The organism is Haloferax chudinovii (assembly GCF_042663345.1).
Taxonomy (GTDB): Archaea; Halobacteriota; Halobacteria; order Halobacteriales; family Haloferacaceae; genus Haloferax; species Haloferax chudinovii.
This window is the reverse complement of sequence record NZ_JBHTAB010000005.1, coordinates 127140-142811: the sequence shown is the minus strand read 5'-3', so window position 1 is coordinate 142811 and position 15672 is coordinate 127140. Positions and strand designations below refer to the sequence as shown.

15 protein-coding genes are annotated in these 15672 nt (G+C 66.3%); 1 reads left to right on the top strand and 14 read right to left on the bottom strand.

Translation table 11 applies throughout. The annotated features are described in order from the left end of the window. Window positions 1–65: 65 nt before the first annotated feature. From ACFQI8_RS11370 to ahaH, 12 genes are all read right to left on the bottom strand, one after another. Complete coding sequence (locus ACFQI8_RS11370; protein ID WP_390244847.1) at window positions 66–1115, bottom strand: Brp/Blh family beta-carotene 15,15'-dioxygenase; 1050 nt, start codon at window positions 1113–1115, stop codon at window positions 66–68. Further along, a complete protein-coding gene (locus tag ACFQI8_RS11365; protein ID WP_390244845.1) occupies window positions 1106–1840 on the bottom strand; it encodes a lycopene cyclase domain-containing protein in 735 nt (244 codons plus the stop codon). Before ACFQI8_RS11365 ends, ACFQI8_RS11370 begins: the two co-directional genes overlap by 10 nt. 89 nt (window positions 1841–1929) lie before the next feature. After that, entirely contained in the window at window positions 1930–2664 is a 735-nt protein-coding gene (locus ACFQI8_RS11360) for a bacteriorhodopsin (protein WP_390244843.1), read from the bottom strand. Window positions 2665–2711: 47 nt separating this feature from the next. Next, the gene (locus ACFQI8_RS11355) at window positions 2712–4688 is read right to left on the bottom strand and encodes a bacterio-opsin activator domain-containing protein (protein ID WP_390244841.1); all 1977 of its coding nucleotides are present in this window, start codon (window positions 4686–4688) and stop codon (window positions 2712–2714) included. Window positions 4689–4817: 129 nt separating this feature from the next. Further along, window positions 4818–6224, bottom strand: coding sequence for an ATP synthase subunit B (locus ACFQI8_RS11350; protein ID WP_390244839.1), 1407 nt, complete (start codon window positions 6222–6224; stop codon window positions 4818–4820). Window positions 6225–6228: 4 nt separating this feature from the next. Further along, a complete protein-coding gene (locus ACFQI8_RS11345; RefSeq protein ID WP_390244837.1) occupies window positions 6229–7989 on the bottom strand; it encodes an ATP synthase subunit A in 1761 nt (586 codons plus the stop codon). A 6-nt stretch (window positions 7990–7995) separates the two neighbouring features. Further along, window positions 7996–8316, bottom strand: coding sequence for a V-type ATP synthase subunit F (locus ACFQI8_RS11340; RefSeq protein WP_390244835.1), 321 nt, complete (start codon window positions 8314–8316; stop codon window positions 7996–7998). Then, on the bottom strand, window positions 8313–9359 hold the full coding sequence (locus ACFQI8_RS11335) for a V-type ATP synthase subunit C (protein ID WP_390244833.1): 1047 nt from the start codon (window positions 9357–9359) through the stop codon (window positions 8313–8315). Before ACFQI8_RS11335 ends, ACFQI8_RS11340 begins: the two co-directional genes overlap by 4 nt. Next, window positions 9356–9940, bottom strand: a complete 585-nt coding sequence (locus tag ACFQI8_RS11330) for a V-type ATP synthase subunit E (RefSeq protein ID WP_390244831.1) — start codon at window positions 9938–9940, stop codon at window positions 9356–9358. The genes ACFQI8_RS11335 and ACFQI8_RS11330 overlap by 4 nt, the downstream gene beginning before the upstream one ends. A gap of 21 nt (window positions 9941–9961) precedes the next feature. Beyond that, complete coding sequence (locus ACFQI8_RS11325; protein ID WP_007275011.1) at window positions 9962–10219, bottom strand: F0F1 ATP synthase subunit C; 258 nt, start codon at window positions 10217–10219, stop codon at window positions 9962–9964. Between the two features lie 173 nt (window positions 10220–10392). Next, window positions 10393–12564 (bottom strand): V-type ATP synthase subunit I, encoded by a 2172-nt coding sequence (locus ACFQI8_RS11320; protein ID WP_390244829.1) that lies wholly within the window; start codon window positions 12562–12564, stop codon window positions 10393–10395. A 4-nt stretch (window positions 12565–12568) separates the two neighbouring features. Then, the gene (ahaH, locus tag ACFQI8_RS11315; RefSeq protein ID WP_390244827.1) at window positions 12569–12901 is read right to left on the bottom strand and encodes an ATP synthase archaeal subunit H; all 333 of its coding nucleotides are present in this window, start codon (window positions 12899–12901) and stop codon (window positions 12569–12571) included. Between the two features lie 154 nt (window positions 12902–13055). Here ahaH and ACFQI8_RS11310 point away from each other — a divergent pair, with 154 nt between their 5' ends. Further along, entirely contained in the window at window positions 13056–13679 is a 624-nt protein-coding gene (locus ACFQI8_RS11310) for a methyltransferase domain-containing protein (protein WP_004969020.1), read from the top strand. A 52-nt stretch (window positions 13680–13731) separates the two neighbouring features. Here ACFQI8_RS11310 and ACFQI8_RS11305 read toward each other — a convergent pair whose 3' ends face one another. Together ACFQI8_RS11305 and ACFQI8_RS11300 are read right to left on the bottom strand one after the other, a co-directional pair. Then, window positions 13732–14214 (bottom strand): type IV pilin domain-containing protein, encoded by a 483-nt coding sequence (locus ACFQI8_RS11305; protein WP_390244825.1) that lies wholly within the window; start codon window positions 14212–14214, stop codon window positions 13732–13734. 39 nt (window positions 14215–14253) lie between these two features. Continuing rightward, on the bottom strand, window positions 14254–15648 hold the full coding sequence (locus ACFQI8_RS11300) for a DUF7094 domain-containing protein (protein ID WP_390244823.1): 1395 nt from the start codon (window positions 15646–15648) through the stop codon (window positions 14254–14256). Between the last annotated feature and the right edge of the window lie 24 nt (window positions 15649–15672).

The following is a 15672-nucleotide window of genomic DNA, read 5'->3' as shown; positions in this document are numbered from 1 at the left end:
TCGTGAGAGGAGCGCGTCGCGGTCGGTGGCCCGACACAACTGACGGTCTGAGTACAGGTCGCCGGTCACCACACGCGCTGGAGTCGGTCAACGCGGGAGACGACGACGACGTGTGGAACCGTTAGAACGGCCAGAAGCACCAGGTACGCGCCGGCGAGACCTTCGACGGTGGCGACACCGGCGGGCAACGCGAGCGCGAGGATGCCGAACAGGGCGAGGCCGCCGAAGGTCATCGGCGCGCCGTCTCGCGCGAGTCGCTCCAGCGCGGGTCCGTCGCGGGCCTCGGAGAGCGCCGCCGTGGTCGGCGCGTCCAGAAGCGCCACGCGCACGAGGTGTCGAGCGGAATGCCAAAGCGGAAAGTACAGTCCAATAGCCAACACTGGCGGGACCACCGCGAAGAACACCCAGAGAAGTACGGTCTCCCCTGCGTCGAGCCGCCACGACGAGCGCGTGGCTCCGTCGGTGACACCGGTCCGCCCGGCGACGAGCGCCGCGACGGTGAGACAGAGGAACCCGACACCGAGCGCCGCCCGGAGCTCGGGGGCGAACAGCCAGCCGAGCGTCGGTTCGGTCCCGAACAGGCTGACGACGTTCTCGGAGACGGTTCGGTACGCGACCGGCGCGGCCACGAGCGGGACGACCATGGGAATCCCACCGCGGACGGCCGCCGTGAGGAACCGCCGCCCGCGCCCGACGAGATGCGTCCGGTCGGCGACGAGGACGATTGCGGCGAGGTCACCGAGGCCCCAATGCACCCACGTCACGAGGAGGAACCCGACGAACGCGACATCGGGGGCGAAGAACCAGACGACGGCGTACCCCCCGCCGAGAAGCGCGTAGAGGCCGCCGACGGCGATAAGGGACCGTGATGTGATTTCGTTCCCGCGGGCGCGCGGGACCACGAGGTGGTCGAACGCGCCGTGCGGGAGGCCGAGAAACAGCGCGCTCCCGACGAGGAGCGCGTACTGGGCGGACACCGGGGGCACGTAGCCGACCGCCGAAAGCGCCGCGACAAGCGCCAAGACGGCCCACGCTGGGGCGAAGACGAGCCGGACGAGCCGTCGCACCGCGGTGTTGGGACCGGCGGAGTCGCCCCAGCCGCTGGTCAGGTCCATCTCTCGACCACCCAGAAGAACAGCACGAGCCCTTGGACGACAAAGAGGTTCGTGACGACGAAGAACAGCGCCTCCTCGACCGGGAGACCAAACAAGCCGACACCCGTCGTGTGGGCAGGCGAGATAGACCAGACGCCCAGTCGGAGCGCGGTCCAGTCAGCGACCCACAGGTAGGCGGTCGGCACCGCGACCGCGACCGCGACGAGCCGGCGGCGCGCCCAGAGATACGGCCAGCCGAAACCCCACTGGAGCGTCAACACGGGACCAGCCCACGCGAGAATCGCACCGAGGTAGTACGTGCGACCGCCGAGGAGCGCGAGGCCGAGGAGCGAGACGAAGACGCCGGCGAGCACGCCCGCGAGGCGTTCACGCCGGGCGACACGGACGTTCGCGACGCGGTCCGAACCGGGGAGCACGAAGAGCCAGAGCGCGACGCCGACCGGTTGGAAGAGCATGAAGAGGTACTCTTCGCCGGGTGCGAACCACACGGTCGCGGCGACGGTGTCGGTGCCGTACCACCAGACGCCCTGCGAGATGAGGTAGTTATCCCAGGGCGTCGCGTACGCGAGGGCGACCGCCGAGATGACGCCGAGGCCACCGAACCGGGACAGCCACCACGCCGAGGTTGCGTCCGAGCGGAGCCACGCGGTTACGGCGGCGAGCGCCGCGAGCGGCGGGAGAACGAACACGATGTGAAAGTCGACGTAGGTGAACGTGGAACTCATGGGTGTGCGAAACTGTGAGTGGCACGGTGCCGCGCGGAAAGATGGTCGGTGAGCGGTCGTACCGGGACAGCGACGACTGGACGGCCCCGCTAGTCGGCCGTCGAAGCGACACCGGTCTGTTGTGACGCCTCGTTGAGGACGGTGTGGCTCCGGAGGAGGACGAAGCCGAACCCGACCTTCGCGGTCAGGTCGAGGACCATGAACGCGGCGGTCTCCCAGTACAGCGGGAGCACGCCGATGGTCCCTTCGGTCCCGAGTATCCAGACGACCGGGTAGGCCACCCAGAGTACGATGAGCATGTTGCGGAGGCGAGTCGTTAGCCGCCTGACCGAGTCGGTCTGGCGAGACGCCGCCTCGCGGAGCGCGCCCACGAGGAAGTACAGCAGGAACACCAAGGCGGCCGTGCTGATTCCCCACCAGACGATTCGAAGGGCCGGTGACGACGTGACGAGCGCGCCGACGACACCCGTGACGATCATGATGACGTCGAGACCGACGAGCGTGTACGTCGTGTTGCGGGTGGCCTTCGCGAGAAGCGCCAAGTCGAGCAACAGCAACGGCGTCGTGAACAGCCAGTCGGCGTACCGAGCCCAGTAGATGTCGAGCGCCTGTCCGCCGACGCTGACCTCGGTGAGGCCGAAGCCCGTCGCCATCGCGAAGTACGCGATAGACGCGATTGCCGTGATGAAGATGGTGATGATGTAAAACCGTCGCTGTTCCTCGTCTTCGACCCCCCAGCCACGGGCGATGAAGAACAGTGTTCCGAGCGCCATTCCCAGCGTTCCAATCCACAACCAGAGTGATTCGCTACCAGGTGTTGCCATGGTACATCCAGAGGTTGGCGCTCAGCAGGCAAACAAAGGATACCCGACTAGTATGGGTCTTTGTCGAAAAATCGTGATATAAGCTTGCGCTCCGCCGCGTGCAGGTGCTGGTGGAACGTCGCCCGGGAGACCCCCATCGTCTCCGCGAGTTCGTCGCCGGTGACGGCGTGCGGCCACTCGAAATACCCGCCGAGGTAGGCGAGTTGGAGGGCCGACTGCTGGCGGTCGGTGAGGTCGTCGTTGACGCTCGCGACGAACTCGCGGCGCGCCTCCGGCGGTTCGGACCGGTTCGTGACGGAGCGAAGTTCGGCGTTCGCCGCGACTGCCTTGAGGTCGTCGAGGAGCGCGCGCCCCCCCACGCGGTCGGGGACGACCACCGTGAGCCGACAGCCGAGGCGGTCTACTTCGAGGTCGACGAGTCGCCCCCCCGCGTCGGCGACGAGGTGGACGAGCGACCCGTCGGCGAAGGTGAGTTCGTAGAGTTCGGCGTCGTCGCCGCGGGGAAGGACGTCGACGCTTCGAAGGCCGTCGAGCGCGGTGTCGGCCTCGTCGAACTCCGTCGCGGGGTGCGTCGAGACGAACAGACTCACCGTTCCGTCGTCATGTTGGGCCGAACCGCGGTACGAGAGTTCGCAGTCCCCCGCGGCGGCGAGTCGGACCAGCGGTTGCGTGTCGTCGCGCACCTCGATTTCGAGTTCGAGCCGCTCGTCGGACAGCAACGACCGCCGGCTCTCGAAGGCGTCGATGGCCGCACCGACCGCCCGCCCGAGCGTTCCGAACACCACCCGTACTTCGTCGTCGAGTTCCGCGGCGTCGGTGTAGACGGTTAACACGCCGTAGAGCGCATCGCGGTGGACCAGCGGAATCGCGATGACCGAATCGAACGGGACGACCGTCTCGGCGTGGACGCTCCCCTCGCCGACGGTCGCCGACTGCACGGTTCGCGTCTCCGCGGCACGAGCCGTGGGGTCGCCGGAGTCAGACCGGTTGATTTCGAGGTCGTCGAGGAATTCCGTGTCGGTTCCGGCCCGCTCGTTCGGGACGATGACCGCCGGCGAGAGGTCGCAGTGGCCGACCCACGCGCAGTCGAACGAGCCGGCGGCGGTGACTCGGTCGCAGACGGCGGCTTCGAGACCCTGTCTGCTCTCCGCGCGGACGAGCGCGCTCGTCACGTCCTCCAACAGCCCCTCGATGTGCTCGACGAGCGTCTGGAGCCGCGCGCGCTCCTCGTCGACTCTCGCGGCGTATCGCTCGGCGGCCGCCTCGGCGCGCACCCGCTGTGTGATGTCGGTCTGGAAGCCGACGTAGTGGGTCACCTCGCCGTCCGGCCCGCTCAGCGGCGCGACGTCGACCCGGTTCCAGAACGTCTCGCCGTCCGCGCGGTAGTTCAGCAGTTCGACCGACGCCGCCTCCTCGGCCTCGATGGCCCGGCGGAGTTCGGCGACTCGCTCGGGGTCCGTGTTCGGCCCCTGAAGATATCGGCAGTTCCGCCCCAGCGCCGCGTCGGCCGAGTAGCCGGTCGTCGTCTCGAACGCCTCGTTGACGTAGACGAGCGGTCGGTCGGGCAACGAGCAGTCGGCGATGGTGATTCCGACCGGAGCCTCGTCTATCGCCTGTTCTTTCAGGTCCTCCGTGATTTTGCTCGCGGCCGCCGCGCCGCGGCGACGCCACGCGACGGCGCTCTCGATGCGCTCGGGGAGCCGCTCGAAGAGGTTCGAATCGACGACGGGAACCACGTCGGCCGCGCCGGCGTCCCGGGCGGCCGCCGCGGAGAGGTCGCCATCGGGCGGGACGACGACGACGAGCGGGACCGCGATTGCCCCGTGGACCGCCTCGACGTCCGCGAGGCGGTCGGTCGCGAGCACGACGCAGTCGACCCGTTCGGCCTCGGCGCGTCGGACCACGGCCTCGGCGGACCCGGCGACCGACACCGAAAGCGGCGAGAGCGCGTCCACGAGTCGCTCCCGGTCGACGGCGGGACCGACGACCGCGAGGACGCGGGCGGGAGACGAAGTGGTGTTCATGGGGAGTCGTCGTGGCCGAGACGTAAGGAAGTTCTCGCGGGCGACGCGCGGCCGCACGGCTCGAAGAACGAACGGCGCGAATAGAAGCGGAGAATCGAACCGAGGGACGAACGCGGCGTTCGCCGCGGTCTAGGCTTCCGCTTCGACCGACTCGGTGTCTTCGTCGTAGTAGTCCTCGATGAGCTCTTCGTCGATGCGGTTGAGCTCGGACTTCGGGAGCGTCGACAGGAGGTCCCAGCCGATGTCGAGGGTATCCTCGATGGACCGGTCCGTGTCGAAGCCCTGATTGACGAACTCGGCTTCGAAGCGCTCGGCGAAGTCGAGGTACTTGTTGTCGCGCTCCGACAGCGCCTCGCGGCCGACGATGTTCACGAGGTCGCGCAGGTCTTCACCCTCCGCGTACGCCGCGTACATCTGGTCGGACACGTCGGCGTGGTCCTCGCGGGTGAGGCCCTCGCCGATACCGTCGTCCATGAGACGCGACAGGGACGGAAGCGGGTTGATCGGCGGGCGGATGCCCTGCGAGTTGAGGTCGCGGTCGATGTAGATCTGACCCTCGGTGATGTAGCCGGTCAGGTCAGGAATCGGGTGCGTGTCGTCGTCACCCGGCATCGTGAGGATGGGAATCTGCGTGACGGAGCCGTCACGTCCCTGGATACGACCCGCACGCTCGTAGAGCTGTGCGAGGTCGGTGTACATGTAACCCGGGTAGCCACGGCGACCGGGGACCTCTTCGCGAGCCGCGCCGATTTCGCGGAGCGCCTCGCAGTAGTTGGTCATGTCGGTCAGGATGACGAGGACGTGGTAGTCCTTGTCGAACGCGAGGTACTCGGCGGTCGTCAGCGCGAGTCGCGGCGTGACCGTCCGCTCGACTGCGGGGTCGTCCGCGAGGTTCGTGAAGACGACGGAGCGCTCGAGTGCACCCGTGCGCTCGAAGTCCTCCATGAACTCGTTCGCCTCTTCCTGCGTGATACCCATCGCGCCGAAGACCACTGCGAACTCGGACTCTTCGCCGCTTTCTTCGTCCTCGGGCACCGTCGCCTGACGGGCGATCTGGAGCGCGAGGTTGTTGTGGGGAAGCCCCGACGCGGAGAAGATGGGGAGCTTCTGGCCGCGGACGAGGGTGTTCATGCCGTCGATGGCGGAGACGCCGGTCTGGATGAACTCCTCGGGGTACTCGCGGGAGTAGGGGTTGATTGCCGCGCCGACGATGTCCCGACGCTCGTCGGGGACGATCTCGGGGCCGCCGTCGATTGGCTGGCCGGACCCGTCGAGCACGCGCCCGAGGAGGTCCTCGGTCACGGGCATCTTGAGGGTCTCACCGAGGAACCTGACGGACGCGTTCCTGTCGATACCGCTCGTGCCTTCGAACACCTGAATCGCGACGAGGCCCTCGGAGGATTCGAGGACCTGTCCGCGCTTGGTCTCGCCTTGGGGCGTCTCGATTTCGACGATTTCGTCGTAACCGATCGGCTCGTCGACCTCGGCGAACACCAGCGGGCCGCTGATTTCGGTGATGGTCTGGTATTCCTTCATGGTCTCAGTACAGCTCGCGGAGCTGCTCGGTGATCTCTGCTGTGAGGTCCTCGATGTACGCCTCCCAGTCTTCCTGCACACCGATGCGGTTCAGCCGGGGAGCCGCCTCGATGGCCTGAATCTCTTCGACGGGGACGCCGGCTTCGAGCGCCTTGAACGCCTCGTCGTTGAACGCGTGGATGGCGGTGAGGATTCCGTACGTCTTCTCGGGGGAGCAGTACGTGTCCGTCGGGTGGAACGCGTTCTGCTGGAGGTACGCCTCGCGGAGGTAGCGAGCGATTTCGAGGGTCAACTGCTGGTCCTCCGGCAGGGCGTCCTTGCCGACGAGCTGAACGATCTCCTGCAGTTCGCTCTCCTCGTCGAGCACGTCGACGGCCCACTGGCGCTCTTCGGCCCAGTCGTCCTCGACGTTCTCGACGAACCACGGGTCGAGCTGCTCTTGGTACAGCGAGTACGACTCGTTCCAGTTAATCGCCGGGAAGTGACGGCGCTCTGCGAGGTCCGCGTCGAGCGCCCAGAACGTCTTGACGATACGCAGGGTGTTCTGCGTGACCGGCTCGGAGAAGTCGCCGCCCGGCGGCGAAACCGCGCCGATGACGGAGACCGAGCCTTCCTCGCCGTTGACGGTCGTGAAGTAGCCGGCGCGCTCGTAGAACTCGGAGAGGCGCGCGGCGAGGTACGCGGGGTACCCCTCTTCGCCGGGCATCTCTTCGAGACGCGACGAAATCTCGCGCATGGCCTCGGCCCACCGGGAGGTGGAGTCGGCCATCAGCGCGACGTCGTATCCCATGTCGCGGTAGTACTCCGCGATGGTGATTCCGGTGTAGATACAGGACTCGCGGGCCGCCACAGGCATGTTGGACGTGTTCGCGATGAGACACGTCCGGGCCATAAGCGGGTTGCCCGTCTTCGGGTCGTCGAGTTCCGGGAAGTCTTCGATGACCTCGGTCATCTCGTTACCGCGCTCGCCACAGCCGACGTAGACGACGATGTCCGCGTCGGCCCACTTGGCGAGCTGGTGTTGCGTGACGGTCTTTCCGGAGCCGAACGGACCCGGAATCGCGGCCGTACCGCCCTTCGCGATGGGGAACAGCCCGTCGAGGATGCGCTGTCCCGAAACGAGCGGTTCGCGCGGAGTCTTCTTCTCGGCGGCGGGGCGAGCCTGACGCACCGGCCACTCCTGGTGCATCGTGATCTCCTCGCCGTTGTCGAGTTCGACGACCGTCTCGGTGACGGAGAACTCGCCGTCTTCGGCGGCGACGACTTCGCCGCCCTCGTAGTCCGGCGGGACCATGACCTTGTGTTCGATGGTCACGGTCTCGGGGACCGTCCCCACGACGTCGCCGGAAGCGACCTCGTCGCCCGCGGAGACGGTGGGTTCGAACTCCCATTTCTTGTCGAGGTCGATACCCGGCGCGTCGACACCGCGGTCGAGGAACGCCGAGTTCATCTTCGACTCCAGCACGTCCAACGGACGCTGGACGCCGTCGTAGATGGCGTCCATCATCCCGGGACCGAGGTCGACGGTCAGCGGTTCGCCCGTACTCTCGACGGGTTCGCCGGGACCGACGCCGGAGGTCTCTTCGTACACCTGAATAGTCGTGAGGTCGCCCTCGATTTCGATGACCTCGCCCATCAGCCCTTCGTCGCCGACGTAGACGACGTCGTTCATGCGGGCGTCGAGGCCACGGGCGGTCACGACCGGACCACTCACGCTTGCGATGACACCGTCCTCGCGAACGGAATCTTGTGTTGCCTGACTCATGTTTGGTTATTCGTCCATCAGATCGATACCGATTGCTCTCTTGATCTGGTCACGGAGGCCGCTCGCGCCGCCGGAACCGCCGAGCGTCACGAGCGTCGGCTCGATGCTTCGCTCGACCGACTGCCGCGCGTTGCGCGAGAGGTGATCGAGGTCGTCTTCGTGCATCACGATGATGCCGACGTCCTCGTCATCCAGCGTCCGCGTCACGGCCTCGTCGAGTTCGTCGTCCTTCGCTTCGTCCGGGACGTTCTCGAACTTGCGGACGCCCGCAAGCCGAAAGCCCGTGGTGAAGTCCGGACTGCCGATAACCGCGATTTCCTGGCTCATAGGATGACCAGCTCCGCTTCTATTGCATCGGGGTCCAGCCCGGCCTCGCGGCCGCGGGCGATGGCCCGGATGTTGTCTACCTCGCGCTCCTTGGCGAGGATGTACGAGACGATTGGCGTGACAGAAAGCGGGAACACGTAACCGAGCGTGTCCGCGTACTCCAAGAGCGCCGCGTCGAGGGCGCGCTCGAAGCCGATGAGGCTGTCAGCCTCTTCGAGGTCCGAAAGGGCCGTCGAGAGGCGGTCGCCGTACCGGCTGTCACGAATCTTCGACACCAGTTCGTCCGGACTGGTCGCCAACGACGCGAGCTCCGACGCGCGGAACAGCTTGCCGCCCTCGATGAAGTAGTCGACGGGGTCGAGGTCGGCACCGCTTCGGGCGATTCGGAGCGCGTTGCGGGCGTTTCGGAAGTCGATTTCGGCTTCGAGGAACTCGCGGTACTGCTTTGCCTCTTCGCCGACGACCAGGCCGTCGAGCAACTGCTCGTAGAAGGCGCGGTCGACCGCGTTCTCCAGCGGGACGAGGACGCCGACGTCCTCGTACTCCTCGTAGGCGGCCGCGAGGCCGTCTCCGAAGATGGTGCCGGAGAGAGCGGTGACGACCTCCTCCATCTCGCCCGCGTCGAGAAGCCGCGAGATGAGGCGGTCGTCGAACTCGCCGGCACGGATGAGGTCGGACTCGACCTCCTCCCGTGGCGCGCCGGAGTAGACGCCGCGGATAATCGTCTTCACGTTCCACGCGTCGAACTTGCGGAGGTACCGCGCGATGAGGTCGTAGAGGCGGCCGTCTGCCCAGTCGAGGATATCGTTGAACTGCTTTGCCAGATTCCGGTTCAGCGCGTACTCGATGAGGTCGACGCCGGAAAAACGGCTCCCGAGCGCGTTGACCTCGGTCTCGTACTCCGATTCCTCCATGAACCGAGCGATTTCGGCCGGTCCCATGCGGACCAGTTTGCGGTACTCCTCGTCGCCGAACAGGGCACTACGTCGCGCTCGAACACGAGCGATGACGTATTCGGGATTCGAGCCGCCTGTAGTGCTCATTGGTCGTCGAACAGTCGCGCACTCACTTCCTTCAGGTTGTCCTCCCAGACTGTGTCGAGGACCGAGTCGAAGGTGTTGTTCACCCGGACGCGCGAGTTCGAGCCCTCGACCACGACGCCACCGAGGCAGTCGCGCTCGCCGGCGAACTCGTAGCCGTCGTAGTCTTCGAGGATGCTCGAAAGCAGCTCCTCGTCGTCGGCGCGGCCGTGGACGAAGACCTCGTCTTCGTCTTCGAACTCGACCGACGCCGCGTCGAGGAGCGAGCGGGTCAGCTCCTCGCGGCGGTCGCCTTCCAGCTCGGCGAGCTCGTTTTCGACCTGCTCGCGGACGCGCTGGAGCACGTCACGACGGGCGCTGAGTCGAGCCTGCTTGGCTTCGAGCTTCGCGCTGGAGAGCGCCTGTTCGCGCTCCCGTTCGAGCTGTTGCTCGACGTCCGCCTTCCGCGATTCGAGGAGCTCTTCGGCGTCGGCCTCGGCCTCGGCGACGATGTCGTCTGCCTGTTCCTGGCCGTCCTGCCTGATGTCCTCTGCGCGTGCGCGGGCTTCGTCTCGGATGTCCTCAACGACGTTGTCCAAACTCATAATGGGAAAGAGAGGGGGTGCTTAGGCCGCGAAGACAACGACCAGTGCGAGGATAACGAGGGTCTCGGGGAGAACCGTAAGGACCAGCCCGTTGACGAAGAGGTCCTCGTCTTCCGCGATGGCACCCATCGCGGCGGAACCGATGCCACGCTCCGCGTAGCCCGCGGCGAAGGCGGCGATACCGACGGAGAGGGCCGCCGCGGCGTCGGCGGTGATAGCGGGCGAGGAAGCGGCTTCACTCTGCAGTGCAGTCATGAGGGGTTCGATTGCTTCAATCATTGTGTGTTCCTGAGTACCGGATTGTCGTCTCCGAACGTCTGCATGTGGCGTCAGCCGTATCATAAAGGTTCCCAAAACGTTTGGAGCGGTCTGTCTACGACGGCGGAATCGGCGTCATTGCAAAAGCAATCGCTCCGAGCGGACAATAGTCAAAAAAGAATCGGCGATGAGGATTAGTCTTCGGTCGTGAACTCGCGGTCGTAGCCGAACGGGTTGTACGCGCGGCCGCCGCCCTCGAAGAACTTGTTGAAGAACTCGACGTACTCGAGACGCACGGCCTGCAGGCCGGCGCTCGTGATGCCGAGCGCGAGGACGACCAGGTGACCGACGACGAGGACGAGCAGTCCGCCCACGACGCCCGCGGCACCCGAGTGGAAGATGCCGCCGAACAGGACATCGGTCACCTCGTGACCGTGGTACATGTCACCGACGTGGTACATGTGGCCGAGACCGAAGTGCCACTCCGCCTCGCCCCCTTCGCCCGTGACGAACACACCGAAGACGAGCAGGTTGACGGCGAACGCCATCGACGCCTTCGCGATGAGGACCGCGCCCAGACGCGTGTACGACAGGACGTTCGAAAGCGGGGAGGCGAACTCGACGAGTTCGGCCAGTTCGCCCATCCCGAGGAGCACCGCGCCGAGGATGTACAGCCCGAACCCGACCCAGCCGACGACGAACGAGAAGCCGGAGAAGCCGAGCGGGATGAGCCCGTCAGCCGCGAACGTGGTGAACAGGAACTCCGGCGGGACGCCACCGAGCGCGTCGCTGAAGATCCAGATCCACAGCCCGTTCAGCATGAGGATCCACGAACCGCTTTCGAGGACCGCGTCCTTCGGACCGTGGAGCTGGTAGTTCTCGAAGAAGTCGAAGACGTAGCCCACGTTGACGTGGATGATACCGACGGCGACGCTCACGGTGAGCCAACCGAGGGCCCACTCAGCGGTGGCCGGCGACAGTCCCTTCTCGATGGGCGGGTGCGACAGCCCGAGCATCCCTTCCCAGAAGTACTGGGTGATGAGGTGGAAGCCGAATATCTCGCCGTAGAGGATGCCGAACAACGTCGTGAACAGCCCCGCGGCGATGGTGACGCCACCCATGCTCTTGAGCGCGCCGTCGTCGAACTTCGAGTAGAGGAAGAAGCCGATGGCGGTGTAGATGACACCGTACCCGAAGTCACCGATCATGAACCCGAAGAACGTCGGGAACGTCAGGAACAGGATGATGGTCGGGTCGAACTCGTAGTAGTTCGGGCGGTTGACCGCCTGAACGAGGAGTTCGAACGGCTCGACCGCGCCGCCGTTCTTCTGGACGACCGGCGGGTCGTCGTTGGCCATCGAAACCGTCCCGCCGTCGGTCGCGGCGGCCGTACCGCCGCTTTCTGCGACGCCCTCGCGCGCGTGGTCGTGCCCGTCGCGCGAGAACTCGGCGCGTTCGATCTCTTCGACGGCGACGTGCTCGCCGACCTCGTCTTTGAGCGTGCCCGCAAACGCGTTGTAGCGCTCGCTGGGAATCCAGCCCTCGGCGACGAAGGCGTTCTCCGTCATCGCGAACGAAAGCGGTGCTTCCGTCTTCTGGACGTCGATTGCGAGGCGCTCTTCGGCGGCAAGGAGGAACTCGCCCTCCTCGACGGAGATGTCGTGTAGCTCGGACTCGACGGTCTCGAGCTTCGACTCGATTTCGCGTTTCTGCTGTTCGAGGTCGCGGATGTGCTCTTCGGGGCTTCCCGAGGCGTCCGGGACTTCGAGGGTGGCGAACTCGACGCCGACCAGCGCATCGGCGAGCGCCATCTCGTCGGCGCCATCGACCGGTCGACCGAAGACGGCGTGCGTGCGCTCCCCCGAGAAGATCTCGTAGGCGCTGATGTCGTCGGCGTCGACGACGGCACGCTCGACGGGGTCGACCTTCCCCTGTCCGACGACGACCTGCAGAGTCTCGTACCCCGAAAGCAGGTCGAGGTCGAGTCCGAGGTCGACGAACGGCTCCATCGCGTCGATTTCTTCGTCCACCGCGCGGAGCTCGTTTTCGAGCTCGGAGCGGCGGTCGTCCAGTTCGTTGACCTCGGCTTGGATCGCTTCGAGGGGCTCGCCGAGCGCGTCGTCGGGGACGATGCGCTGTCGGCCGGAGTCGGTGTCCTCGACCCCGAGGATGCTCTTGAGCGAGCGAACGGTGACGAGCTTATCGGAGGCGCTTTCGGCGCCTTCGATGGGTGACCCCGTCTCGAATCCGAACTCCTCCTGCCACGAGCCGTCGTATTCGGTGACGTGCATCAGTCGGAGGTCGTGGACGGCCTCGATGACCTCGGGCATGACGCCCCTGGAACCGGTCACCGAGACCTTGCTCATCTGCTCAGGTCTGAGCATCCACCGCCTCCTCGAAGTTGCCGATGGCGAACTCGACCGCGTCGTCGATGTGGTCTTCCGCCTCGGCGACCAGTTCGTCGCGGGCGTCCTCGCCGTCTTCGAGGATGCGTTCCCGCTCCGTCTCTATCTCCGCGCGTCCCTCCTGTAGACGCTCGGATTCGAGCTCTGCGGCCTCTTCTTCGGCCTCGGAGCGAATCTCATCGGCTTTCCGACGCGCCTCCGCGACGAGCTCCTCACGTTTGGCCTCGGCCTCTTCAACGATGTCGTCGGCCTCCTGCTCGGCCGTTTTGATTCGTTCGAGAACCTCTTGTCTCGGCATACTCGTATCACAGGAACGTTGCACAAGCGCTGTATAAGGTGTTTGCGGAAAGTCTGTGACAGACGCTCGGGAAACGCGGCGATTTCCCCCCTCGAACGCCGACCGGCGCGGCGAATCCGCACCGTTATCATCGGCGAGTCCTAACCCCGGCGCGATGGGAGTCCTCGAAAACAAAGCGCGGGCCCGCCTGTTCTACAAGTACCTCTCGAAGGTGTACGACCGGGTGAACCCGTTCATCTGGAACGAGGAGATGCGCGACGAGGCGCTGGAGATGCTCGACATCCAGCAGGGCGACCGCGTCCTCGACGTGGGCTGTGGCACCGGCTTCGGAACCGAGGGACTGCTCCGCTACACCGACGACGTCCACGGACTCGACCAGAGCATCCACCAGATGCAGAAGGCGTGGGAGAAGTTCGGCAAGAACGACGAGGTCCGGTTCTACCGCGGGGACGCCGAACGGCTCCCCTTCGCGGACGACGCCTTCGACGTCATCTGGTCGTCCGGCTCCATCGAGTACTGGCCGAACCCGGTCACCGCGCTCGAAGAGTTCCGCCGCGTCGTGAAACCGGGGAACAAGGTGCTCGTCGTCGGCCCCGATGACCCGAAATCCGGCGTCTTCCAGAAGCTTGCGGACGCCATCATGCTGTTCTACGACGAGGAGGAGGCCGACCGGATGTTCGAGGCCGCCGGCTTCGTCGACATCGAACACCACATCCTCCAGCGTCAACCCGGTAGCCCGCGGGCCATCGTGACCATCGCGCGCGTGCCGGAGGAGTAAGAGCCCAACCGTACCGAGGTCGACTCGGGCGCTCGTTTTCGCCGCGGCCGACTCACGACGCTGTCGCTTCGAGCGCCGCGACCGGCGTGTCGCCGTCGAAGACGCGAACGGTCACCGTCGCACCCGCCACGATGTCCGGGTCGTTCGTCCCCGCGAGTTCGAGCGTCGCCGTCTCGCCGGCGGTCCACCGTGAGTCGGCGGCGGCGTTGAACGGGCCGGTCGGGCCGGGTCGGAAGCCGCTGGCCGAGAAGAACGGCACGGGCGGTTGGTGCGCGAGCGGCGCGCCGTCGACCGAGATTCGAACCACGAGCGAATCCACGTCCAGCGGCGCGCCCCCCTCGTGAACCAGCGATAGCGTGTCACCCGAGACGGACAGCGACAGCGCCGTCGGTCGCGTCGGCGACGGCGAGGAGTCGGCCACGTCGAACGCCGCCGCGCCGACGCCGGCCGCGACGACGACCACGAGGCCGACGAGGAGCACGCTCCCGAGGAGCACGGACGAGCCGCGAGTCGAGGTGCGGAACTGGCGAGGCATCGAGAGGGGGTGGTCCCGTCATTGGATAAGAAGCTCCGGTCAGCCGCCGCCGGTGGGGGCTTGCGGGCCGGCCCGCGAGGCCGTCGAGACGGAACCGGCCGACCCGGTCAACTCGGTCGACTCGGTCGACTCGGTCGGCGTCGACGTGACCGTCGCGGACGTGCCGTTTTCCGTGTCGGTCGCGTTTTCCCCGACGTAGGGCATGGGCGTCGGCGAGGTGGTGAGCACGACCGCCGAGTTACCTCTGATGACCGTGACGGTGTAAGACGCCGACGGTGAGACGGTCCAGATAGTCCCGTCCGAACCGGTGTGACCCAAGAGCGTGCTCTCCTGGCTGGCTTCGAGTCCGATCGTGACGTTCGCGTCTACCGGGTCGCCCGTCTCGCTTTCGTTCAACTGGATGCGAAGCGGTCCACCGGGGTAGGTCCGGTCGACAGTGAGCGCCAGCCCGTCTCTGACTCCACTCGCGTTGTCGCGGGTCGTAATCGATTCGAGGGGGCGCGTCTGGGACTCCTTGAACACTCGCCCGGTTCCGGAGTCGACGTACGCGGTCAACTGCCCGTCCCGGTAGTTGATCTGCACCCGGTGGCTGTCGCCGGCACTGATGACGTTGGTCCCGTTCTGCGCGGCGCGGTTCGAGTAGATCGTCGGGTAGTTCTCCGCGACGATGTCGAGCGCCTCCTCGTAGGAGACCGTGTTCTGGTCGCGGTTGCGGAGGTCGGCGCGGTAGGCCTCGCGGACGTACTCGCCGTCGGTGACGACGCTGAGGACGAACCCCGTCTCGCTCGTCCGCACGGAGAACCGCGCGGCGTCGGACTGGCCGGTCACGACCGAGACGGCGTGGGTCCGAACGGGGCCGGTGAACGTGTCGAGTTCGCGTTCGAGCGCCGCGAGCCGCCCGGAACTAATCGAGAAGTCCGGCGTCTCGCTCGTGATCTCGCGGAGGGCGACCCGCCGCTCGTCGAGCGCGCGCGCCTCGGCGTCGATTCGCGCGAGTTCGATGAGGAGGTCTCGCGCGGTGATGTCGTCAGCGTTGAACCGCTCGATGGCGGAGCGCTGTGCGCTCTGGAGCGCAATCGCCCGCTGTTCGATGGTGTTGAGCTCGTCGAGGATGAGCTGTTGCCGGGTGCTGTCGTCGGTCGCGGACTCGATGCGTTCGATGGACGCGCCCGTCTGAATCTGTCCGCTGGCTCCGAGCGCGGAGAAATCGAGGGACGGGCCGAGGTCGACGTGGTGGGCCTCGACTGTCGACCGAGCCAGCTCCGACGACGGAATGTCGAGAACGTGAATCGTCTCGTTGGACGGCGACGCGACCTGTGCGAGCTCCGTTTCATCAGGAGCCATCGAGTGGGTCGCCCCGTCCGCGGGACCGGCCGCGCCGAGCACCGGCGACGCCACGAGAACCATGACGACGACGAGCGGGAGGGCTTTCATCGCCGTGAGGGTACACGGGGGCAG

What these genes read in the sequence shown, in the direction of transcription:
- ACFQI8_RS11310 (WP_004969020.1), top strand. Translation starts at nt 13,056, where the DNA reads ATGGGAGTCCTCGAAAACAAAGCGCGGGCCCGCCTGTTCTACAAGTAC.
- ACFQI8_RS11360 (WP_390244843.1), bottom strand. Translation starts at nt 2,664, where the DNA reads ATGGCAACACCTGGTAGCGAATCACTCTGGTTGTGGATTGGAACGCTG.
- ACFQI8_RS11320 (WP_390244829.1), bottom strand. Translation starts at nt 12,564, where the DNA reads ATGAGCAAGGTCTCGGTGACCGGTTCCAGGGGCGTCATGCCCGAGGTC.
- ACFQI8_RS11300 (WP_390244823.1), bottom strand. Translation starts at nt 15,648, where the DNA reads ATGAAAGCCCTCCCGCTCGTCGTCGTCATGGTTCTCGTGGCGTCGCCG.
- ahaH (WP_390244827.1), bottom strand. Translation starts at nt 12,901, where the DNA reads ATGCCGAGACAAGAGGTTCTCGAACGAATCAAAACGGCCGAGCAGGAG.
- ACFQI8_RS11340 (WP_390244835.1), bottom strand. Translation starts at nt 8,316, where the DNA reads ATGAGCCAGGAAATCGCGGTTATCGGCAGTCCGGACTTCACCACGGGC.
- ACFQI8_RS11350 (WP_390244839.1), bottom strand. Translation starts at nt 6,224, where the DNA reads ATGAAGGAATACCAGACCATCACCGAAATCAGCGGCCCGCTGGTGTTC.
- ACFQI8_RS11335 (WP_390244833.1), bottom strand. Translation starts at nt 9,359, where the DNA reads ATGAGCACTACAGGCGGCTCGAATCCCGAATACGTCATCGCTCGTGTT.
- ACFQI8_RS11330 (WP_390244831.1), bottom strand. Translation starts at nt 9,940, where the DNA reads ATGAGTTTGGACAACGTCGTTGAGGACATCCGAGACGAAGCCCGCGCA.
- ACFQI8_RS11325 (WP_007275011.1), bottom strand. Translation starts at nt 10,219, where the DNA reads ATGATTGAAGCAATCGAACCCCTCATGACTGCACTGCAGAGTGAAGCC.
- ACFQI8_RS11355 (WP_390244841.1), bottom strand. Translation starts at nt 4,688, where the DNA reads ATGAACACCACTTCGTCTCCCGCCCGCGTCCTCGCGGTCGTCGGTCCC.
- ACFQI8_RS11365 (WP_390244845.1), bottom strand. Translation starts at nt 1,840, where the DNA reads ATGAGTTCCACGTTCACCTACGTCGACTTTCACATCGTGTTCGTTCTC.
- ACFQI8_RS11345 (WP_390244837.1), bottom strand. Translation starts at nt 7,989, where the DNA reads ATGAGTCAGGCAACACAAGATTCCGTTCGCGAGGACGGTGTCATCGCA.
- ACFQI8_RS11305 (WP_390244825.1), bottom strand. Translation starts at nt 14,214, where the DNA reads ATGCCTCGCCAGTTCCGCACCTCGACTCGCGGCTCGTCCGTGCTCCTC.
- ACFQI8_RS11370 (WP_390244847.1), bottom strand. Translation starts at nt 1,115, where the DNA reads ATGGACCTGACCAGCGGCTGGGGCGACTCCGCCGGTCCCAACACCGCG.